Origin of the sequence: Grimontia sedimenti, assembly GCF_011045095.1 — a bacterium.
GTDB classification, from domain to species: Bacteria; Pseudomonadota; Gammaproteobacteria; order Enterobacterales; family Vibrionaceae; genus Enterovibrio; species Enterovibrio sedimenti.
Map to the genome: position 1 here is coordinate 58102 of NZ_JAALDL010000020.1, position 20826 is coordinate 78927.

Sequence of the window (20826 nt, forward strand, 5' to 3'; positions counted from 1 at the left end):
TCGCCGATAGAATACCGCGCCGTTTAACCGATAGAATCATATCGGGCGCGTTTCTCTTTGTTATTGAGGTGTAAAATGGCGGCGGACAACAACTACAGCCTGGGACCAGTCCCAAAGTCAGCTCGAAAGGGCATCCTATCCCTGACCATGGTCATGCTGGGATTAACCTTCTTTTCAGCGAGCATGTGGACAGGAGGAACGTTAGGCACTGGCCTTTCATTCAATGATTTCCTCCTCGCCGTTCTCATCGGTAATCTTCTCCTCGGTATTTACACTTCCTTTCTTGGTTACATCGGCGCTTCTTCTGGCCTTTCAACTCACCTTCTTGCTCGATTCTCTTTCGGAACCAAAGGTTCCTGGCTTCCTTCTCTCATTCTCGGTGGTACACAAGTTGGTTGGTTTGGTGTTGGCGTTGCCATGTTTGCTCTGCCAGTCCAGAAAGCGACAGGCATTGACACCAACATTCTGATTGCAGTCGCTGGTCTCGCCATGACCGCCACCGTTTATTTCGGCATCTCTGCGCTTATGGTTCTCTCCGCCATCGCTGTTCCTGCTATTGCCCTTCTCGGCGGATACTCAGTCATCGAAGCTGTCGACAGTCTGGGTGGTATTGAAAAACTCCAACTCATCTCTCCTGAAAATCCTATGTCATTCTCAACCGCGCTGGTTCTGGTGGTTGGTTCATTCATTTCGGCAGGAACACTGACCGCAGATTTCGTGCGGTTTGGTAAGAGTGCAAAAGGCGCTGTAGTGGTGACCATGGTGGCATTCTTCATCGGCAACAGCCTAATGTTTATCTTTGGTGCAGCTGGCGCGGCAGCAACAGGTCAGTCAGATATTTCAGAAGTGATGATGATGCAAGGGCTGCTCCTTCCAGCCATCATCGTGCTTGGCTTGAACATCTGGACAACCAACGATAACGCACTTTATGCATCCGGCCTTGGTTTCTCCAATATTACCGGCCTGCCAAGTAAATACCTGTCCGTTGCCAACGGTATCATTGGTACCCTATGTGCACTGTGGCTCTACAACAACTTTGTTGGTTGGCTGACCTTCCTTTCAGCAGCGATTCCGCCGATTGGTGGTATCATCATCGCCGATTTCATCAAGCACCGTGCGCGTTACAAAGATTTTGCCAACGCAGAGTTTAAGACCGTTAACTGGGCAGCGATTGGTGGTGTGGTCGCGGGTATTGCGGCTGGTCACCTACTGCCAGGCATCGTGCCTTTGAACGCCGTATTAGGCGGTGCAATCAGCTATCTTGTACTGGATATGCTAAACAACAATAAAAAAACTGAATCTGCTCGCGTGTGAGCCAAAGAGGAAACCTCAATGTCAGCATCTCTACTGATTAAAAATGTTGTTATTCGCGGTCAGGAAATGCCTTCGCAAATCCTGATTGAAGACGGCGTTATTCGCGCCATTGAAGACAACAGCGCTGAGCTGAAAACAGACGCAACCGTAATTGATGCAGAAGGTGGTATGGCATTGCCACCTTTCTGTGAGCCTCACATCCACCTGGACACGACACAAACCGCGGGTGAGCCAAACTGGAATATTTCAGGCACCTTGTTTGAAGGTATCGAGCGCTGGGCTGAGCGCAAAGCCATGCTGTCTATCGAAGATGTGAAAGCACGTGCAAAACAAACTCTGAAGTGGCAAATCGCTAATGGTATTCAACACGTCCGTACCCACGTTGATGTGTCAGACCCTACCCTGACCGCATTGAAAGCCATGATTGAAGTGCGCGAAGAAATGAAGCCTTGGGTTGATATTCAAATCGTGGCATTCCCTCAAGAGGGCATTCTCTCCTACCCAAACGGTAAAGAGTTACTAGAAGAAGCAGTAAAGATGGGTGCAGACGTTGTGGGTGCCATTCCACACTTCGAGTTCACCCGAGAATACGGAGTTGAATCCCTGCACCACGCCTTTGAACTGGCGCGTAAATATGACCGCCTGATTGACGTGCACTGCGACGAAATTGACGACGAACAATCACGCTTTGTCGAAACCGTTGCGGCACTGGCACACAAATATGAAATGGGCCACAAAGTGACAGCGAGTCACACGACGGCAATGCACTCTTACAATGGTGCTTACGCGTCTCGCCTATTCCGTTTGCTACGTATGTCTGGCATCAGCTTTGTTGCGAACCACTGTGAATATTCACCTACAAGGCCGTTTTGATGACTATCCAAAGCGCCGTGGTATTACCCGTGTCAAAGAAATGCTGGCGTCAGACATCAACGTCTGTTTCGGTCACGACGATGTGTTCGATCCTTGGTATCCACTGGGCACCGCCAACATGCTGCAAGTGCTGCACATGGGACTGCATGTTTGCCAAATCATGGGTTACGACCAACTGAACCAATCGCTGGATTTGATCAGCCATCACTCGGCAAAAACCCTGAACATCCAAGACAGCTACGGTGTGGAAGTTGGCAAACCGGGCAACCTACTGATCCTGCCTGCTGAAAACGACTTTGATGCCCTGCGCCGTCAGGTGCCTGTTCGCTACTCTATCCGTGCAGGTAAAGTGATTGCAGAAACCCAACCTGCTACCACCTCATTACACCTTGAAGAGACCGAAGCCGTCACCTTTAAGCGTTAATAATAAAGCCCCGCAAGTGCGGGGCTTTTTCTTATCCACTTAATCAGTTCAGCTCATCAAACCCGTTTACGCCCAACGGAGCACCACCGCTGGCCGCATCTTGGGCGACTGCACCATACAACTTTCCGCCTTCGAAATTCACTGTCAGCGGACCGATAGCGACAGTTTTTGAGCCTGCGGGCGTTACTGAAATCACTGCCTCTCCCGGCATCAAGCCGACGCCTGTGATGGTCTGCTTGTAGGCAAAATTGCTGATAGTCGGACTGGCACTGGAAATATCTGCCGTCGGCGTAATGTAAACATCCACAGTTCCAGCAGAAACAGAGCCATGAACCAATGATACTTTGGCTTCTGTAGCAACTTTGCGGCGATCTTCTTCAAATGGCAGCAGTTCAATATCAAACGCATCTGATGCATCTACTGAGCCCAACACAATAGCGTTGTAGAATTTACCTTGCTCAAGTGGCACTGGCACATCCTTCAGTACGTCTGTTGTCAGAGAAGGCACATTCACAGTGACGTCCTGCGTGCCAGCCGGAACCTGCAAGAATGGAGATTCGTTCAAATAAGTCAGGTCTGCGACGGCTGGCGTCGCACTGTTGTTTAGAACAACATTCACTGCTGGTGCATCAGCTACACCGTGAACCGCACGCAGGTCTGCGCCTGTCGTTTGGTCAAAAATCACTGATGCGCCACTGCCAGACGCAGCAACCAATACAACAGGAGATGTGGTGTTGCCGCCATAAACGTTCGGCGCGGCGGTTACCAATAAGTCAGTCCCGGAAGCCAATGGCACAGTTCCGCTATCAAAGACCACAGTCTTAGTTCCTTCTGGCGCAATGCGAATGCGGTAATCCCCCGCAGGGACTGAAAGCTGGTCGCTGAATTGGCGATAACTCAGCGTCAGAGTTGGTGACGCTGTATTGACATCATCACCTGGTGCAGTCACATACACATCAACAGTCGGAACGGCTGGCGAGCCATGAACTGCCTGAATTCTCACATAGCCGCTCGCGACAGCAGAGTCAGCATTTTCGACCACCAGCACTTCGAGCGTGTTGTCAGCTACACTCCCCAACGCTATGGCAGAATAATTGCGTTCAGCTTTCAGATCATAATCTTCAGTCAGCACCGTGGGTGTTGTCTGATCTGGTAATTGCGCATTCACTTTAACGTTGTAGTTCTGCGATGCTACCTGCTTAAATCCACTACTTTCCCCATAGTCCAGTCCATCAACCAGCGCAGATTGATTCGCCAGAATATTCACTTTCGGTGCGTCGGCACCAGCATGAATCACCCTGAGTGAAGCTTGGGTATGAGAATTTCCACCTCCGCTGCTTCCACCACAGCCGTATAGCGAAAAGCCCAAAATCACATACAAAATCATTAGCCATTGTTTCATCTCGTCACTCCTCTTCTTTCAACGAGTGACTTTGTTACACAACAGCGTACGGGTGGGATCAGAAGGTCAAATTTGAAGATTGCTGCATGCAAATATCAACGTAAGGACAAGCTGTTAGTGAAAGTGATCCAAGAGAGAACAACGGCTTTTCATACAACATTTTGTATTTTATAGATAACGCGAAAACAATCGCGCCACCTTCGCTACCATTGGCTCAGTTCATTAAGAAACTCTAATCTAGCCAGTCATTTATCTTAGTCTCTGTAACGAAACAAAATTCGCAAAATAACACCACGATTTTTGTGTGAACTCTGCTTAAATTCGCAGCCACTTTTCTGTACATAAAATCGACATAAGCATCTAATTACATATCAGTATTGCCAATTGGTAATGGAATATAAAAATACGATCAGACAAAGTTGGTGACATGTTTCCACAAATTATTATTCTCAACGGAACGGGCAGTGCGGGGAAAACCAGCATTGCCAAAGAACTCATTGAACGCTTACCTCGCCAGTACCTGAACTTCAGCATTGATAGTGTGCTTTACGCCCTACCTCCTTCCGATCTGAAAGCCATGATGGAAGGTAAACCTATCTTTCGGGAAGGTTACAACTACCCCACCTTAGTTGAAGGCTATCACCAAGCCGCGAAAGGATTAGCCAAAGCTGGCTGCTACTTGATCCTCGATAACGCCTGGACAATAGACGAAGAAAAGCGAAACCTTCTGACTGCGCTGGAAGGATTTAACATTTGCATGGTTGGGGTGAAATGCCACTTACTCATCGCAGCAAAGCGGGAGAAAGAGCGCGGAGACAGAGCAATTGGGTTGGCTGAGAGTGAATATAACCACGTGCACCAGCACCTGCATTACGACATTGAGCTTGATACCACAAATCAGTCACCGGAAGCGGCAACGGTAGAGTTGCTAAAATGGCTGGAAACCAACCCTACCTTGTTGGGCGCTCAGCGCAGTCAGAAAAAGCTCAAAGCATGTTTAAATGCAGCTTAGATTAGCTCTACATCATTATTAATGTTTGGCATGGGCTGAGGAAGTGCTTCTCCTCCAGCCCAATACCAGCATTGATAACAAGCTAAACCAACCCAAGCTACCACCACCTCCACCGCCAGAAGACACATTGTCTTGCGATGCGGTTTCTGATAGCGATAGGCTCGCACCTTCAAACGCTTCTGAACCATATACCATGACGTAGTAGGTGCCTGAAGTCAGGTTAGAAAGCTGACAGGTTTCCTGATTGGAACTGGAAGTAGATTTACAATCGAACGCGTTTATCGTCGGCGCAGCGCCTCCGCGCACATACAAATCTGCATCGCCTATCCCGCCACTCAGGGAAATCGTCAAGCCTCCCCCAGACATTGGCGTTGCTGACATTGGTGTCGCCGACATCGCCGACGCCCGATTTGCAGACAGAACACCTGCTGAGCTTACGGTGAAGGAGTAGTACATCTGCTCTCCCTGAAGTCCCTGAATGTTGGTGATCGGAGCGGATGTGTCGATAGGATCTGCACGTTCTTCCGGCGCTTGGGAACTACTTTCCTGTGTAAGAGAAATGGTGACACCAGAGAACGCAGCATAACCATGAACCATTACAAAAAACTCATCGCCCGGATTACCCTGTGCAGTACAACTTTCATTGTTGCCGTAATAGTAAGGTCGGCAATCATAATCTGACTGAGAAGGCGTGCTGCCTTTTTTCAAGTAAAGGTCAGCATCACCCGAGCCACCAGAAATACTGACCCGCAGGCTGCTGCCATCATCCGGCAAGGTGAAGCTGTAGAAAAGCATGTCACCGCGGGTACCCGACAGGCTGGAGACCGCATCGCCGACATTCAGAACCTGTGGCGGAGATTCCACCACATCCAGTTGAACAGAGGCCCCCGAGTAGGCCGTTTGTCCCACCACCAGCACATTGTATTCACCCGTACCTTGCAGCGTCACATCACACACTTCGTTATTGTCTGACGTGGTGGAAGCACAGTCGTAATCGCTGGTTGTTGGCCAGCCATTGTACTTCACGTAAAGATCCGCGTTCCCCGAACCACCACTTATGGCCACAGATGCTGAATCCGTATTCGCAGGGAGTGAGAAGTAGTAATACGTTTCAGAACCGCTATTGCCGCTGGTGTTACTCACGGGCACGCCACTGGTGAGTTCAGTAGTATCCAGACATGCATAAACACCCACTTGACTGAACGCGTCGACCACGTCAGTAGTGTTGTAACCTAAGTCATCCGCGGCGCGGGCCACGCCACAACCGCCTTCATCAAAGGTGGAATCCGGCGTCCAGTAAAGTTTGTTTGCAATGGCAAAGGCAGAAAAGGCCTTTTTAACGTCCCAGTCAGGCTTGGTCGCAAGTAAATAGAACGCGCGGTTAAACACACCACTGGAGTAGTGAACATCCATGCCATCGTAATATTGGTTTGCGTGGTCGATTGAACGCCCATCATCCGACGGGGTGATAAAGTAACGCAAAGCGCCCGCAGATTTGTAAATGGCACGACCAACCTGCCAATCCACACTGCCTTTCCAGTAAAACTCTGCGGCTTCCCCGGCAATATCAGAGAAGGCTTCGTTAATGCCGCCCGACATGCCCGCATAGATCAGATCTGAATTTTGGTCGGTAAACCCGTGGCTCACTTCATGCGCGGAGACATTGACGTCCACCAGCGGATAAAAACGTGACTGACCATCGCCAAATGTCATTGATGACCCGTTCCAAAAGGCGTTTTCATAGTTGCTGCCATAGTGAACACGCATCACCAGTTGGAAAGTCAATGGCGACATACTCAACCAGTCCTGATACATGTCGAACACCAGGTTGCCGAAGAAGTGCGCGTCGTTCAGGGGCGAATAAGCACCGTTGATAGATTTAAAGGTGTTGGTATTACTGGCATCGGCACAAGCATACGAGAAAGCCGTAGAACCGGACGTACCATGGTTCAGGTTTACCGTTTTCACGTTCGCCGTTTCCAAAGTACATGTCGAGCCCACTTTGTCGATTAACATTTCGGCATAGTCAGTGCCGAAAATGTACTGTCCGGTTTTTTCATTCCCGCCAGGGCCGCGGCCCTTATCTTCAATGTGTGCAAGCCCTTCCCACGTTTTCAGGATTTCACCGGTTTTAGCATCAATGTATGCGCGTGGGCGGGTTGGTTTTCTGGCGGGGAGGAAGAAGCTGACTTCATAGACCAAGCGTGGAGAGCCCTGCTCATCAAGCCAGACAAACAATTCCGACTTTTCGTTTTCAGGCGTCAGGATTTCAGCCGCAGGCGCCCCAATTAAATGTTGGTCTTTCAGGATTTGAAGGGCACGTTGTTGGCTGACAGAAGGCGTTACGGAGGCCAGGGTATTGCTGAGAGACGAAACCTTTAACCCTCGGGCATTGGTGTATTGGTTGTTCACATTGTCTGAGACAACCCGGCCCTTGCGCACGGGAACACCTTGGAAAAACTGCTGGTGTTTCACCTTCACTTTGCCGTTAGGCAAAACCACGGTTTCAGAGGGATAAAAGCCTGTTTTTGAAGAGGATAAGCGACTACTCATTGCTGCTGCAGAAGGGACGTTTTGAAACACAGAATCATCCGCCTTAACAACCTCGGCAGCATTTACCTTCAAAATCAGGAAGTTCAAAAAAATAAATCCAAACAGGAAAAGCGCGCGACCTAACATCTATCCCCCCAATAGTTTCACAATGGAAACATGCGTAACGCTTATGATTAATCATGGTTGAGGGTTGGGTATTGATAAAGCGAAAATGAATATTTTTTGACTCATTTGATCCTTATTTGAGACCAGGGAAATTCAAGATTTTAGGCGGAAGATTTAAGGTGTTCTAAGTCAATGGGTTATGATTACGGCTAAAGGACAGAAATTAAGCTGTCACAATGCCTAATGTTGTAAACCTTATCGACAGGCTGGCAGGACGCCGTTAGATCATCCAAAGAAGCACTGACTCTGGTGTTTGATTAACAACTGGGGAGCGGTCATCACTTTTCGCTAAACGGCGGAAAATCTGAAAGAAATAAGCGAGCTTCTCTATTGCACCACTGAAGCGTAGTGTTTAGTGTTGTAACCAGATACTCACGATACAAACCAGGATCAGGATATTGTTGTGGAACAACTAGAGTTTCTAATCTCCTTTTTTACGGAACACAAATTTCTGCTCACTCTCGTTGTGATCACCCTTTTCATGCTGATTCGACGAGTGCTGATCAAGTTCATTTGGGGTGATTCCAACTTCCTAAGCGAAGAACAACGCAAATGGATCTCCCGCACCAAAAACGGCTCTTTTACCATGCTTCTCATCGTCATGTTTTTGGTTTGGCGTTCAGAAATCAACGAGTTCGCGTTATCACTGACTGCGATAGCGGTTGCCGTCGTCGTGGCTTCCAAAGAGATTATTCTTTGCTTTACTGGCTCCATCCAACGTGCCAGCTCTCGCTCGTTTCAAATTGGTGAATGGATCGAAGTCGGTTCGCTTTGTGGCGAAGTGATTGAACACAACCTGATGGCGACCAAAATTCAGGAAATCGACCTGCACCACGGAACGTATAACTACACAGGAAAAACGGTTACCTTCCCGAATAGCCTGTTTTTCACCACGCCCGTGAAGAACCTCAATTTCATGAAGCGCTATGTTTATCATGAATTTAATATCACAGTGAAAGAAACCGCGAACCTTTACCCACTGGTGCCAAGTTTGCTGGCGAGAATCGACGATCACTGTGAAGATTTTTATGAAGTCGCTACACGGTACAACCATGTGATTGAGCGCCACGCAGGTGTTGACCTACCCGGGGCAGATCCACATATCCATGTTACCTCTTCTGAATTAGGTGACCCGCAGGTCCATGTTCGTTTGTTCTGTCCAACCGAACGTGCCACCGAATTGGAACAACTTATCCGCGAAGACTTCATGACCATGTACTGTGAAAGAGTCTTAAAACAGCCTCCTGTCACAATTGCTGAAGATCTGCTATCGGATACAGACTCCAGCGCCCTACACTGCTGAAAAACCTTCCACTTTCGAAAACAAAAGGCTGCCTATTTTAAAAGGCAGCCTTTTGCATTTCCCGCCCAAATTTTTCAACTTTGTTAAATCCACAAGGTAAAAATTTCATCATTCCATGGTCATAAAAGTACTTTTATGCACCGCTTTTGTTTCCAGTTGCCTTTTTTTGATCTTTGATTGTTATACAGATGTTAACACCCGTTCGATGTACATCTTTTATCAAAGAGGAACGTAATAATGCTGTCTACAAGGAAAACGCTAACTACCATTGCTGCTGCCTGTGCGGCTTTTTCCGCCACCACTTTTGCGGCAACTGAGCTGACAATCGCAACGGTGAATAACGGCCACATGATCGAAATGCAAAAGTTGAGTAAGGAGTTCGAAAAAGAAAATCCTGATATCAAACTCAACTGGGTGACGCTTGAAGAAGGCGTACTTCGTCAGCGTGTGACCACCGACATCGCCACCAAAGGCGGTCAGTTTGATGTGATGACCATCGGTATGTACGAAACCCCAATTTGGGGTGAAAAAGGCTGGCTGAAAGAAGTTGAAACCGATGCTGCTTACGACGTTGACGATCTCCTGCCAGCGATGCGCGCAGGTCTGTCTTACGACGGTAAACTCTACGCAGTCCCTTTCTACGGTGAAAGCTCCATGGTGATGTACCGTAAAGATCTGGTCGACAAAGCTGGCATGACAGTGCCAGACCGCGCGACATGGGGTCATATCCGTGACGTGGCAGCGGCCATTCACGATCCGGAAAACGGCGTATACGGTATTTGCCTACGCGGTAAGCCAGGTTGGGGCGACAACGCAGCGTACATCACCACCATGGCCAACTCTTTCGGTGCGCGCTGGTTTGACGAAGACTGGAAACCACAGCTGAACTCACCAGAGTGGAACCACGCAGTCAGCTTCTACGTTGATCTGCTGAGCACTTACGGTCCTCCAGGTTCAAGCTCAAACAGCTTCAACGAAATCCTGGCACTGTTCAACGAAGGCAAGTGTGGTATGTGGATTGATGCGACCATCGCAGCGTCTTTCATCTCCGATCCTAAGCAGAGCAAAGTGGCTGACAAAGTGGCCTTCGCACAAGCACCCGTTGCTGTCACCGACCGCGGTGCAAACTGGCTGTGGGCATGGGCGCTGGCGGTTCCTGCAGCAACCAAAAATGCTGAAGAAGCACAGAAGTTCATCACTTGGGCAACGTCTAAGGACTACATCAATCTGGTCGCAAAAGAGAACGGCTGGGCGAACGTACCGACCGGTACCCGCCAGTCAACTTACGACAACCCTAACTTCCAGGAAGCCGCAGTATTTGCTGAAGCAGAACTGGCAGCGATCAACTCAGCAGACCCAGCGAACAGCACCCTGAAACCAACCCCTTACGTGGGCGTTCAGTTTGCTGCTATTCCTGAGTTCCAAGCGATTGGTATCGCAGCGGGTCAACAGTTCACCTCGGCACTGGCTGGCAAGGTATCTGTTGAACAAGCGCTGAAAAACGCCAACAAGTCTGCGGATCGCGAGATGCGCAAGTCTGGCTACTACAAGTAAGCACCTCATTGCCGGGCAGTCACCTGCCCGGCTTTTCCTTCTCAGCTTTACTGGTAATTTCAAATGCAAAAATGGTTGCCTCGGCTGTTGGTTGCGCCTTCCTTTGTCAGCTTGCTGCTCTGGATGATCGTCCCGCTTTCCATGACGATCTACTTCTCAACCATCAGATATAACTTACTTTATCCGGGAGACAACGAATTCATCGGCTCGATGAACTTCGAGTTTTTCTACACGGACGAAGCTTTTTGGCCCGCGATCATCAACACCTTAACCTTGGTGGGTATGGTACTGGTTGTTACCGTGATTGGTGCGCTGATCATCGCCATTGCGCTGGACAAACCTTTCTTCGGTCGCGGCATTGTGCGCGTACTGTTGATTTCTCCTTTCTTCATCATGCCAACCGTCAACGCGCTCATCTGGAAAAACATGATGATGCACCCGGTATACGGCGTGTTAGCTGCGCTTTGGGAAAGCGTTGGCTTACAGCCGGTTGACTGGCTTGAGCAATTCCCGCTCGGCTCCATCATTGCCATGATCAGTTGGCAATGGATGCCCTTTGCCTTGCTGATTTTCATTACCTCGCTCCAATCCATGGATCACGAACAAAAAGAAGCCGCGTTACTTGATGGTGCGACAGGCTGGCAGGTATTCCGCTACCTGACACTGCCACACTTGGCACGTCCTATTGCCGTGGTGATGATGATTGAAACCATCTTCATGCTCTCTGTGTTCGCGGAAATCTTTGTCACCACGGGTGGTGGCCCGGGCTATGAATCCACCAATCTCGCTTTCCTGATTTTCGGGCAGGCATTGATGCAATTCGACGTAGGCGTCGCGTCTGCTGGCGGTCTTATCGCCGTGATTCTCGCCAATATCGTCGCATTCTTCCTGATCCGTGCGATCGGCAAGAACCTGGTGACCTAAGGGGGCGTTATGGCTAAACATGTTTCACTAATCGACCAAACTGGCTGGCTGCGTCCTATCATTTGCTGGGCATTGGCGCTGCTGGTGTTCTTCCCAATTCTGATGATGCTGATCACCGCGTTTAAAACCGAACAGCAAGCGATTGAAGTACCCCCCTCGTTTATCTTTGAACCGACAATAGAAAACTTCGGTTTGGTTCAAGAGCGAAGTGACTACCTGAAATTCGCGATTAACTCAGTGATCACCGCATTTGGCTCAACCATTCTGGCACTGATCATTGCCATTCCTGCGGCGTATTCCATGGCCTTCTACCCCAAGAAGCACACCAAGGATATGTTGCTGTGGATGCTTTCCACCAAGATGCTGCCCGCCGTGGGCGTATTGGTGCCGATCTACATTCTTTGCCAGAAAACCGGGCTGCTCGATACGACCGTGGCGCTTACGATCATCTACACACTGATCAACCTGCCCATCGTGGTCTGGATGCTGTTCTCCTACTTCAAAGATATTCCAAGAGACATCCTTGAAGCTGTTCGGCTGGATGGCGCAGATACACTCGGTGAAATCCGCCATGTGTTGCTGCCGCTGTCACTGGGTGGCATTGCGTCAACCGCGCTGCTTTCCATCGTACTGAGCTGGAATGAAGCCTTCTGGTCAATCAACCTGACCTCGGCCAATGCGGGCACACTCGCCACCATGATTTCCACCTACTCCAGTCCAGAAGGACTGTTCTGGGCGAAGCTTTCTGCGGCTTCTACTTTGGCCTGTGCGCCTATCGTCATTCTCGGTTGGTTCTGTCAGAAACAACTGGTTCAGGGATTAACCTTCGGGGCTGTAAAATGAGCTACTTACAAGTCAATCATCTATATAAAAAATACGGCGACGCGCTGGCGCTCAAAGACATTGATTTTGAAATTCAAAAGGCGAGTTCGTCGTCTTCGTTGGGCCATCAGGCTGTGGTAAATCCACCTTGCTGCGCACCATCGCCGGGTTGGAAAACGCCTCCGACGGCGACATCCTGCTAGACGGTCAATCGATCATCGAAACCCACCCATCCAAACGTGATGTGGCCATGGTGTTCCAGAGCTACGCGCTCTATCCGCACATGTCAGTGAAAGACAACATGTCCTTTGCGCTAAAACTGGCAAAACGCCCGGAAACGGAAATTCAGGAAAAAGTCGCCAAGGTATCTAAAGCGCTAAAGCTGGATGCCCTGCTGGACAGAAAGCCCAAAGCCCTTTCCGGTGGTCAACGCCAACGTGTGGCGATTGGTCGCGCTATTGTACGCAACCCGAAAGTCTTCCTGTTCGATGAACCACTTTCTAACCTGGATGCTGCTCTGCGGGTCGAAATGCGTATCGAGCTTTCCCGTTTGCACCAAGAGCTTGGCGCAACCATGATCTACGTGACCCACGACCAAATTGAGGCCATGACGTTGGCAGACAAAGTGGTGATCATGGCTCAGGGCGAAGTGGCACAAATCGGCACACCGCTGGAGCTCTACCACCAGCCTGCTAACCAGTTTGTTGCGACCTTCATCGGCACACCAAAAATGAATGTGCTGCCCGTGGATACGGCAGTCAACAGCAATGAAGCGCTGAACGTCAACTTCAATGGTGATGCCCATATCCAACTCAACCCAGACGCGTTCGAAGCCAGCGCCGCGGATGCTAAAGCCATTGGTTTCCGCCCGGAATCCCTCACCTTCTGCTCTCCGGAAGAAGGCGATTTGAAAGGCGATGTGGAAGTGATCGAACAACTGGGTTCAGAAACCCTGACCTATGTCCGTACATTGAGCGGCGAAACCGTCGTCGTGCGTGCTGATCCGAAATATACCCCAAAGCTCCGCGACGCCATTGGTGTGAAGCTGGATCCGTCTCGCGTGTACCTGTTTGATGCCAATGAAAATGCCGTGAACATTTATGGAGAGGTCAGCCATGTCTGAGCATAACCGCCTTGTCCACTTTGGGATCGGAGCGTTTCATCGCGGACATCAGGCGTATTATCTGCACTTAATGAACCAACATCTCCCGGAGGAGGAGCGTTGGTACTATACCGATGTGAATCTGCGGGAGGAAACCCGCGCCATTCCTGATGCCCTACGCAAACAGAATGGGCGCTTTCACTTCAAGCGCATCGCACCGGATGGCAACGCCGATTATATCGAAATCACCAGTATCGACCGGGTGGAGGATGCTTCCTCCAACCCTTCGGTGATCCACACCATCTTTGATGATGACAAGGTCAAAGCCATCACCATCACAGTGACAGAAGGCGGCTATTATCTGACAGAATCGGACGATCTCAACCTCGCCCACCCCGAGATCTTGCAAGATATTGAGGTGGTGAAATCAGGAAGTGGCCAACCGAAAACCCTGTTTGGCTATTTAACGTTGGCGCTGCTTGTGCGTCAGAAAATGGCGAATGGCGCAATCACCGTGGCGACCTGTGACAACCTGCGGGATAACGGCCACCGACTAAAACACGCATTCGGTCAGTTTGTTGAAGCCGCAGCGTTAGACGAGTTAACCCAATGGATTGGTGACAACGTCACTTTTCCTTGTTCAATGGTCGACAGGATTACGCCCGTTCCTCCGAAAAACTTGGCAGAAGACGTCGAGCGTGAAGTAGGTAAAAAAGACCTCTGCCCCATCATGGGCGAAGATTTCGAGCAATGGGTGATTGAAACCAAGTTCGCGACAGACTTTCCCCCGCTTGAACAAGTCGGCGTGACCTTTACCGACAAAGTGCAGGCGTTCGAAGAAACCAAAATCCGCATCCTCAATGGCGGACACTTCGGGCTGTCTTACATTGGTGCTTTGCGCGGTTACCAAACCTACGACGAAAACATCCGAGATGACGAACTCAACGCATTGCTCAAGCAATACCACCAAAACGAAGTCATCCCGACCATTTATGAACACCCTTTTGATTTGGAAAATTATCGCCAAGTCATTGTATTGCGGTTCAGTAATCCCTTCATCGCCGATTCCATCGAGCGTATTGCGATGGACAGTATCAGTAAGTTTCCGCAATTTATTCTGCCCACCATCAAATTTAATCTTGAGCGCGGATACGTGCCGAACGCGGCGATGACCTTAGTCAGCCACTGGTACTGTTTTCTCGCTTTGTATTTAAACGGCAAGTTCCAGTTCAACTATAAAGATCCTTATCTCCACATTGCAGAAAAGTGGATGCAATCGCCCGAGCCGATTAAAGCGTTCCTCGCCGATCCCGATATCTGGCAAGGGCTCAACAAACGCTTTCCGTTCTTTGGCGAACAGCTCGAAGCGCAAATCAAACAAACGCTTGATGGCTATCAGGAGCGCTACCCATGACACTATCACTCCAACAAAATGGTGCGCCACTACTTGAAGGAAAGGTTGCCCTGCTGACCGGTGCCAATGGCGGCATCGGGCTGGCAGTGGCGTATGCCTACCTCGCCAGCGGTGCAAAATGCGTGATTGCTGACATACCGCTCGACCCTTCACCAGGTGTGGCAGCGTTGCAAAGTCAGTTCGGAGAAAACGTCGCTTATCATCACTGCAATGTGACAGATGCCGATGCGCGGCATCACCTTGTCACCTCCACTATTTCGCAGTTTGGCGCCATTGATGTGCTGTTCAACAACGCCGCGATTTTTGACATGGGGCCATTGTTGGAGGCCACGGAAGAGCAGTACGACAGGCTGTTCAATGTGAACGTCAAAGGCATGTTTTTTCTGATGCAAGATGTCGCCAAAGCCATGATAGAAGCAGGCAATGGCGGCAAGATCATCAACATGGCATCACAGGCCGGTCGTCGCGGCGAAGCGCTTGTCGCCCATTACTGCGCCACTAAAGCCGCTGTGATCAGCTACACCCAATCTGCCGCCCTTGCGCTGGCGGAACATGGCATTACCGTGAACGGGATTTCTCCCGGCGTGGTCGATACCCCGATGTGGGATCACGTCGATGCCCTGTTCGCCAAATATGAAAACCGCCAACCCGGCGAGAAGAAAAAACAGGTGGGCGAAGATGTACCTCTGGGGCGCATGGGCGTGCCGAATGATATCGCAGGTACCGCGCTGTTTCTGGCCTCTTCTCTTTCTGACTACATCACCGCACAGACTTACAATGTCGATGGCGGCAACGTGATGAGCTAAGCCTATGGCCACATACCTTGGCATTGATATTGGCACCTCCGCCGTCAAAGTCATCCTGATGGGGGAAAACGGCGACGTGCTCGATTCCCAGTCGGAATCTTATGGCTTTGACTCACCTCATCCACTCTGGCGTGAACAGGATCCGGAGATCTGGTGGAACGGCACCCGCGCCGCCATTGCCAAAATACGCGCCCGACAATCTTATGCCTGGAGTGCAGTCGAAGCGATCGGGCTTTCCGGCCAAATGCATGGCGCTGTGTGCCTAGATGAAAAGAACCAACCCGTCCACCCTGCCATTTTGTGGAACGACGGGCGGGCATTTAAAGAGTGTGACGCCCTCAACGAGCAGCTTCCGCATTTGGGTGAAAGCTCCGGTGTGCCAGCCATGCCGGGATTCACCGCACCGAAACTCCTGTGGCTGAAACAATTCGAACCAGAGACTTTCAGCAAGATCCACAAAGTGATTCTGCCGAAAGATTACGTGCGCCTGAAACTCACGGGGGAACTCTGCACCGATGTGAGCGATGCGGCTGGCACACTGTGGCTCAACGAACAGATCAGAAATTGGGATGAGAACGTCCTCAACGCCAGCGGCATTTCGACAGCGCACATGCCAAAACTCATCGAAGGCAACGACATCAGCGGCATCTTAACCGCAGAAACCTCGCTAGAGATTGGGCTTCCTGTCGACACGCCTGTGTGCGGTGGTGGCGGTGATGCCGCTGTCGGAGGCGTCGGCATTGGTGCCATTAACGAAGGCGACGCGTTTGTCTCGCTCGGGACCTCCGGGCAAATCTTCGTCGCCAAAGAGCGCTATGTCGCCAACCCACAAAAACTGGTTCATGCCTTTGCCCACGCTCTCCCAGATCGCTGGTATCAAATGGCCTGCCTGCTCAATGGCGCCAGTCCGCTGGCGTGGTTTTCAACCATTAGCGGCCAGCCAGTACCCACACTGCTAGAAGAAGCCGAACAACATGGTTCGGGTAACGGCTCAGAAATGTTCCTGCCTTATCTCAGTGGCGAGCGCACACCACATAACAACCCCTTTGCGACAGGCAGCTTTCAGGGCATCACCTCCACCACAGAACGGCACCACATGACACAAGCTATTCTTGAGGGCATCGCCTACAGCTTGCGGGATTGTTTACTCGCCCTGTCTGACAATGGATTGCCATTTCACGCATTGGGTGCCATTGGCGGCGGTGCGCGCAGCCAATACTGGCTGCAAATCGTGGCGGATGTGCTTGAAGTGCCGATTAACCAATATGTTGGCGGCGAAACCGGCCCAGCGCTCGGCGCAGCAAGATTAGCGATGCTTTCAGTAAAAGGCGGCACACTTGAAGAGGTCTGCACCACGCCTGTTGTCTCGGCAACGTTCCAACCCAACGCAAGACGTCAGGCGTATCATCGGGAAAACCATCAACGATTTATTCACTATTACCAGCAGCTTGAGCCAACCATGGGCCCACGCGATAAGAATTAGGTGAGTTATGTCTGCAGCCAAGGATCCCGTTTGGGAGTTTATACAAATCGATGAGCAATCCATTTTCTACAAAGAACATGGCGTGCCCGCTTCCTGTATTCATTGGCATGTTCATGAGCAGTATGAACTGCATCTGATTGTGAAAACCAACGGCAAGGCCATGATTGGTAACTATCTTGGCCCCTTTTCTCCCGGTCAACTGACTCTGGTTGGCCCCTGGCTTCCTCACAACTGGGAGAGCAATCTGGCACCCGGAGAAAGCCATCAACTGCGCGATATGGTCATCGTGTTTGAACCGGACCTGTTTGATAAGGCGACCAAGTCATTTCCGGAGCTGGCGCAACTCGCCCCAGTGTTAGAACAAGCCAAAATGGGGTTGGAATTTCTCAACGTACCCTTTGAAAAAGCCGTCGAGTTTTTGTGAAGGTCAGGGAAAGTTCGGGCGTCACCCGCTTGGTGAATTTTCTCGCGTTTCTGGATTACCTGAGCCAGCGAAATACCCGCATTCTCTCAAGCTTGCCCGCGTCTGAAGTGAAAGATGCCGGCACACTGCAAACCCGCATCAATGATGTTGTCGACTATGTGATGGCGAACTACCAGCAACCTATCCGCCTAAAAACCATGGCTGACAGACTGGGAATGACAGAGTCTTATTTCTCGCGCTTTTTCCACCAATCTTCCGGCCACCGCTTCACCGATTTTGTCAACCGGGTGCGGATTCAGCGCGCCTGCGTATTACTGAGTGATACCGACGACACCATTGCAGACATCAGCCAAACCGTGGGCTTCCACAATCTGGCGAATTTCAGCCGTCAGTTCAGACGCATTAAAGGCGTCAGCCCACTGGCTTACCGCAAAAAACACGCCTCGCCGAATATACTGTAACGGTCACTATCAGGGGTCGAAGCTCTGGACTTGCCCAGACTTCGGCACCTGTGCCTGTTCCAGCAAATCTTTATCGAGAAACTCTGTGAGGGCGAAACTGGCCTTGCAGTAACTCTGGCTTTCCGCGAACACATCACGGGCATAATCAATGCTTTCTTCCGCCAGACGGCGTTCTTCAGGAGAGTTTTCGCTGTCGCTGAACGCAATTTGCTGCGCGAGCAACTGGGTACGGAGGTTGTTACGGCAGATAGGTTCACTGACATTAACCTGCTGGCGTTCAAACGGGCTTTCCGCACTGTTAACGTCATCAGTATCGAGCAGTTCAGCAGAGTAGGCTGTTGATGCGAAAAGTAAAAGCGCAAACGCGGCAATCGCGCGGGAGAAAAATCGCAGTGGCAACATCTTTCTCATCATTCAATTAACGTGTGGCGAGATTATTCCATAAGTGAGAATGATTGTTGAGGAGCATCGCCAATTTTTGAACCGGGATAATGTAACGAAATGCTGACCCAACCCTCTTAAATTTCAACTATCTGATTTCTTTGAACAATATCTCATCAATCACGCGATATCTGCGAGTTTAGTCGTGCCTTTACTTATGCACTTCGTGGTACATTCCGCCGGATAAATTGGACAGGCGTGGCACATTGTTTAAGTAAAACTGCTGCTGGAAGCTCATAGTAAAAAGTTGAGCTTATTCAGCCCGGGACGCCCGATTTTGACATAGCAGAAAGAAGCATAAGGTCTTAACACGCTGATTTATAGGGTGTGGATGGCGGATGTGTCTAGGTCTACACGAACTAATCGGGCTTCCCACTTTTGGACTAAACGGGCTTTATGGCCGCTGATAAGTTGTTATATCAATTGAGGAAGTAATCGCACCATGACTGCGTTAGATAATCATAGAATCAATCAGCTCAAGTGGCTTTACTCAGCCATGACGGGTGTATGCGCGGCCTATTTTCTTGCCCTATTTAGCGGCGAAGCCAAGTTAGGAGAATCGATTTTTCTCCAACTTTCAACTTTGGCATTCGCCATTTCGCTTCCGTTGTTTACGACGTTTTCGTTGACTCATGTCATTATGATTGAAGGAGCGTTATCGAGTGAAGCTTGCGAAGCTGCTCTCAAACAGTCTTGGGTGCTAAGGCTAACAACAGGCGGGTTGATTGTATTTGCTTCTGGCTTCCTACTTTTGATTGGTCACTTTTCCATTTCGGCAATGCTAGGAAGTTTTTTTGTATCAGTCTGTTGTTTCTTCTCCCTGCGAGGCTTTATCAGGGGAATAAAAAGCGCAACAGATGCTAAAAAGAAATTGATATAACAAGAGCATGAACGGGACGTTTACTCGTGGCGCATTTTTCTAAAAGCAGTGATTTTGCTGTTTCATTCAATTTGGGCAGGTAAACACCTGTTATGCTGACGTTATAGATCTAGTAGTTGTCATTCAAATTTGGAGAAGAATTTAAAGTATGGAAGAAGATATTGAATTAGATTATGGAGCAATCACAATTGATAACGCCAGCTTAAAAGGCGAAGGTTACCGATTCTATGAAGGCATATTAAAACAAATGCGCCAATTCAAAGATTCTCCAGTTCAGGTTATCCAAACTGATATCGTTCATAACGAAGCGATGAAACATATTGGGCAAGAAATATCCAATACTAGATCTTCAATTGAAAGGGCGTTGAGATCAGCGAATAAGCAACTAAAAATAAACCCCGCACAGATTGACCAAGCAAGAGAATTATTATCTGTAGACGGTGGTGAATTAGAGATCGCTGATCAACGACTGCAGAAATATTATGAATGGATTGGTGGCAAAGTAATATCTTCTAGCGATTATGCTGATTTATCTTTGTTGATGGAGCTCTACTTTGAAACAGAAGCTCCATTTGAAACAGGGAAAGATAAAAAAAATGAATTCCCAGACGCAATAGCATTACTAAGTGTTGAAGGGTGGGCAGAGGCTAACGACTTAAATGTCATTGCCGTTAGTCAGGACAAAGGTTGGACTAATTACTCAGAAAATTCAGAACGAATTACAGTTGTTTCATCTCTTTCAGCCGCATTAGAGAAATTTCAACCTCATAATGAAGTCGCAAATATCATCGCTAGTATTAGAGAAGATTCTTTGCTAGATGAACCTAATCATATACTTGAACAAATTACCTCAGCAATTTCAGATAGTTTAGATGGGGCTGATATAGATATAGAAGCATCTTCATCTTTTTATTACGAGTATGGCGATGTCTATGCTACCTATCATGATCATGACTTTGAAACAGATGAAAATGGGTTAGTTAAAGTTAACATAATTCGAATCACTGATGAGTTAATAACATTGAAAGTAACAGCCATTGTAGAGTGTGTGGTTCATGCAAGTTTCGATTTTTCGGTTAGAGATTCAATCGATAAGGATTATGTCGGTATGGGTGGTGCGTCTTGTGAAATGGAAAGCTCATATAAAACCGACGTTGTAATTACTTTAGCTGGTGATTTTTCTGATGGCATAGATAATATTGATGCAGAAGAAATCGAAGTTATGGAAACACTCGGATATGCTGACTTTGGGGAAGTAGAGCCCGATTGGCGTAGCTACGAAGACGAACTATAAGGAACTACAGGGACAGACACCTTAAAAAACGAAACTAATGAGGACAGACACTTTAAAAAAAGGAACTACAGGGACAGGCACCTTAAAAAAGACTCTGTCCATTCCCCTATCGGTTTATACCTCCTTTCCGAGAAATGCGAACTACCGGGAACTAAAGGAACTACAGGGACAGGCA

Annotated in this window: 16 protein-coding genes and 2 pseudogenes; 15 read left to right on the forward strand and 3 right to left on the reverse strand. The window is 49.2% G+C overall.

The annotated features are described in order from the left end of the window. Positions 1–75 precede the first annotated feature (75 nt). Both codB and G5S52_RS20450 read left to right on the forward strand, forming a co-directional pair. Entirely contained in the window at positions 76–1314 is a 1239-nt protein-coding gene (gene codB, locus G5S52_RS20445) for a cytosine permease (protein WP_165018091.1), read from the forward strand. Positions 1315–1380: 66 nt separating this feature from the next. Further along, positions 1381–2611, forward strand: a pseudogene (locus tag G5S52_RS20450) (cytosine deaminase). A 43-nt stretch (positions 2612–2654) separates the two neighbouring features. Here the strand turns inward: G5S52_RS20450 and G5S52_RS20455 are convergent. Continuing rightward, positions 2655–4013 carry a DUF4397 domain-containing protein gene (locus G5S52_RS20455; protein ID WP_165018093.1) on the reverse strand — a complete coding sequence of 453 codons (1359 nt, stop codon included), beginning with the start codon at positions 4011–4013 and terminating at the stop codon, positions 2655–2657. A 427-nt stretch (positions 4014–4440) separates the two neighbouring features. Between G5S52_RS20455 and G5S52_RS20460 the strand changes: the two genes are divergently transcribed. Continuing rightward, positions 4441–5025: a chloramphenicol phosphotransferase CPT family protein gene (locus G5S52_RS20460; protein ID WP_165018095.1), complete on the forward strand. Its 585-nt coding sequence runs from the start codon at positions 4441–4443 to the stop codon at positions 5023–5025. An 18-nt stretch (positions 5026–5043) separates the two neighbouring features. Here the strand turns inward: G5S52_RS20460 and G5S52_RS20465 are convergent, their stop codons facing one another. Next, positions 5044–7704, reverse strand: a complete 2661-nt coding sequence (locus G5S52_RS20465) for a M4 family metallopeptidase (protein WP_165018097.1) — start codon at positions 7702–7704, stop codon at positions 5044–5046. 442 nt (positions 7705–8146) lie between these two features. Here G5S52_RS20465 and G5S52_RS20470 point away from each other — a divergent pair, with 442 nt between their 5' ends. The 10 genes and pseudogenes from G5S52_RS20470 to G5S52_RS24385 all read left to right on the forward strand — a co-directional run bounded on the left by G5S52_RS20470 (position 8147) and on the right by G5S52_RS24385 (position 18036). Then, complete coding sequence (locus tag G5S52_RS20470; RefSeq protein WP_165018100.1) at positions 8147–9046, forward strand: mechanosensitive ion channel family protein; 900 nt, start codon at positions 8147–8149, stop codon at positions 9044–9046. Between the two features lie 237 nt (positions 9047–9283). Next, positions 9284–10600: an ABC transporter substrate-binding protein gene (locus tag G5S52_RS20475; protein WP_165018102.1), complete on the forward strand. Its 1317-nt coding sequence runs from the start codon at positions 9284–9286 to the stop codon at positions 10598–10600. A 63-nt stretch (positions 10601–10663) separates the two neighbouring features. Next, entirely contained in the window at positions 10664–11524 is an 861-nt protein-coding gene (locus G5S52_RS20480; protein WP_002539008.1) for a carbohydrate ABC transporter permease, read from the forward strand. Positions 11525–11533: 9 nt separating this feature from the next. Then, positions 11534–12367: a carbohydrate ABC transporter permease gene (locus G5S52_RS20485; RefSeq protein ID WP_165018105.1), complete on the forward strand. Its 834-nt coding sequence runs from the start codon at positions 11534–11536 to the stop codon at positions 12365–12367. Next, a pseudogene (locus tag G5S52_RS20490) lies at positions 12364–13469 on the forward strand (ABC transporter ATP-binding protein). Before G5S52_RS20485 ends, G5S52_RS20490 begins: the two are co-directional and overlap by 4 nt. Beyond that, positions 13462–14862 (forward strand): mannitol dehydrogenase family protein, encoded by a 1401-nt coding sequence (locus G5S52_RS20495; RefSeq protein ID WP_165018107.1) that lies wholly within the window; start codon positions 13462–13464, stop codon positions 14860–14862. The pseudogene G5S52_RS20490 and the gene G5S52_RS20495 overlap by 8 nt, the downstream one beginning before the upstream one ends. Continuing rightward, positions 14859–15668: an L-iditol 2-dehydrogenase gene (locus tag G5S52_RS20500; protein ID WP_165018110.1), complete on the forward strand. Its 810-nt coding sequence runs from the start codon at positions 14859–14861 to the stop codon at positions 15666–15668. Before G5S52_RS20495 ends, G5S52_RS20500 begins: the two co-directional genes overlap by 4 nt. 4 nt (positions 15669–15672) lie before the next feature. After that, positions 15673–17151 (forward strand): xylulokinase, encoded by a 1479-nt coding sequence (xylB, locus tag G5S52_RS20505; RefSeq protein ID WP_165018111.1) that lies wholly within the window; start codon positions 15673–15675, stop codon positions 17149–17151. 7 nt (positions 17152–17158) lie between these two features. Next, entirely contained in the window at positions 17159–17575 is a 417-nt protein-coding gene (locus G5S52_RS24075) for a cupin domain-containing protein (protein WP_235956441.1), read from the forward strand. Next, entirely contained in the window at positions 17572–18036 is a 465-nt protein-coding gene (locus tag G5S52_RS24385; protein WP_368737486.1) for a helix-turn-helix domain-containing protein, read from the forward strand. Before G5S52_RS24075 ends, G5S52_RS24385 begins: the two co-directional genes overlap by 4 nt. Positions 18037–18045: 9 nt before the next feature. On the opposite strand, the gene G5S52_RS20515 is transcribed toward G5S52_RS24385, so the two are convergent. Beyond that, on the reverse strand, positions 18046–18450 hold the full coding sequence (locus G5S52_RS20515; RefSeq protein ID WP_235956443.1) for a hypothetical protein: 405 nt from the start codon (positions 18448–18450) through the stop codon (positions 18046–18048). A gap of 469 nt (positions 18451–18919) precedes the next feature. Between G5S52_RS20515 and G5S52_RS20520 the strand changes: the two genes are divergently transcribed. Both G5S52_RS20520 and G5S52_RS20525 read left to right on the forward strand, forming a co-directional pair. Continuing rightward, the gene (locus G5S52_RS20520; protein WP_165018113.1) at positions 18920–19357 is read left to right on the forward strand and encodes a hypothetical protein; all 438 of its coding nucleotides are present in this window, start codon (positions 18920–18922) and stop codon (positions 19355–19357) included. A 148-nt stretch (positions 19358–19505) separates the two neighbouring features. Next, positions 19506–20651 (forward strand): PIN domain-containing protein, encoded by a 1146-nt coding sequence (locus G5S52_RS20525; protein WP_165018115.1) that lies wholly within the window; start codon positions 19506–19508, stop codon positions 20649–20651. Positions 20652–20826 lie beyond the last annotated feature (175 nt).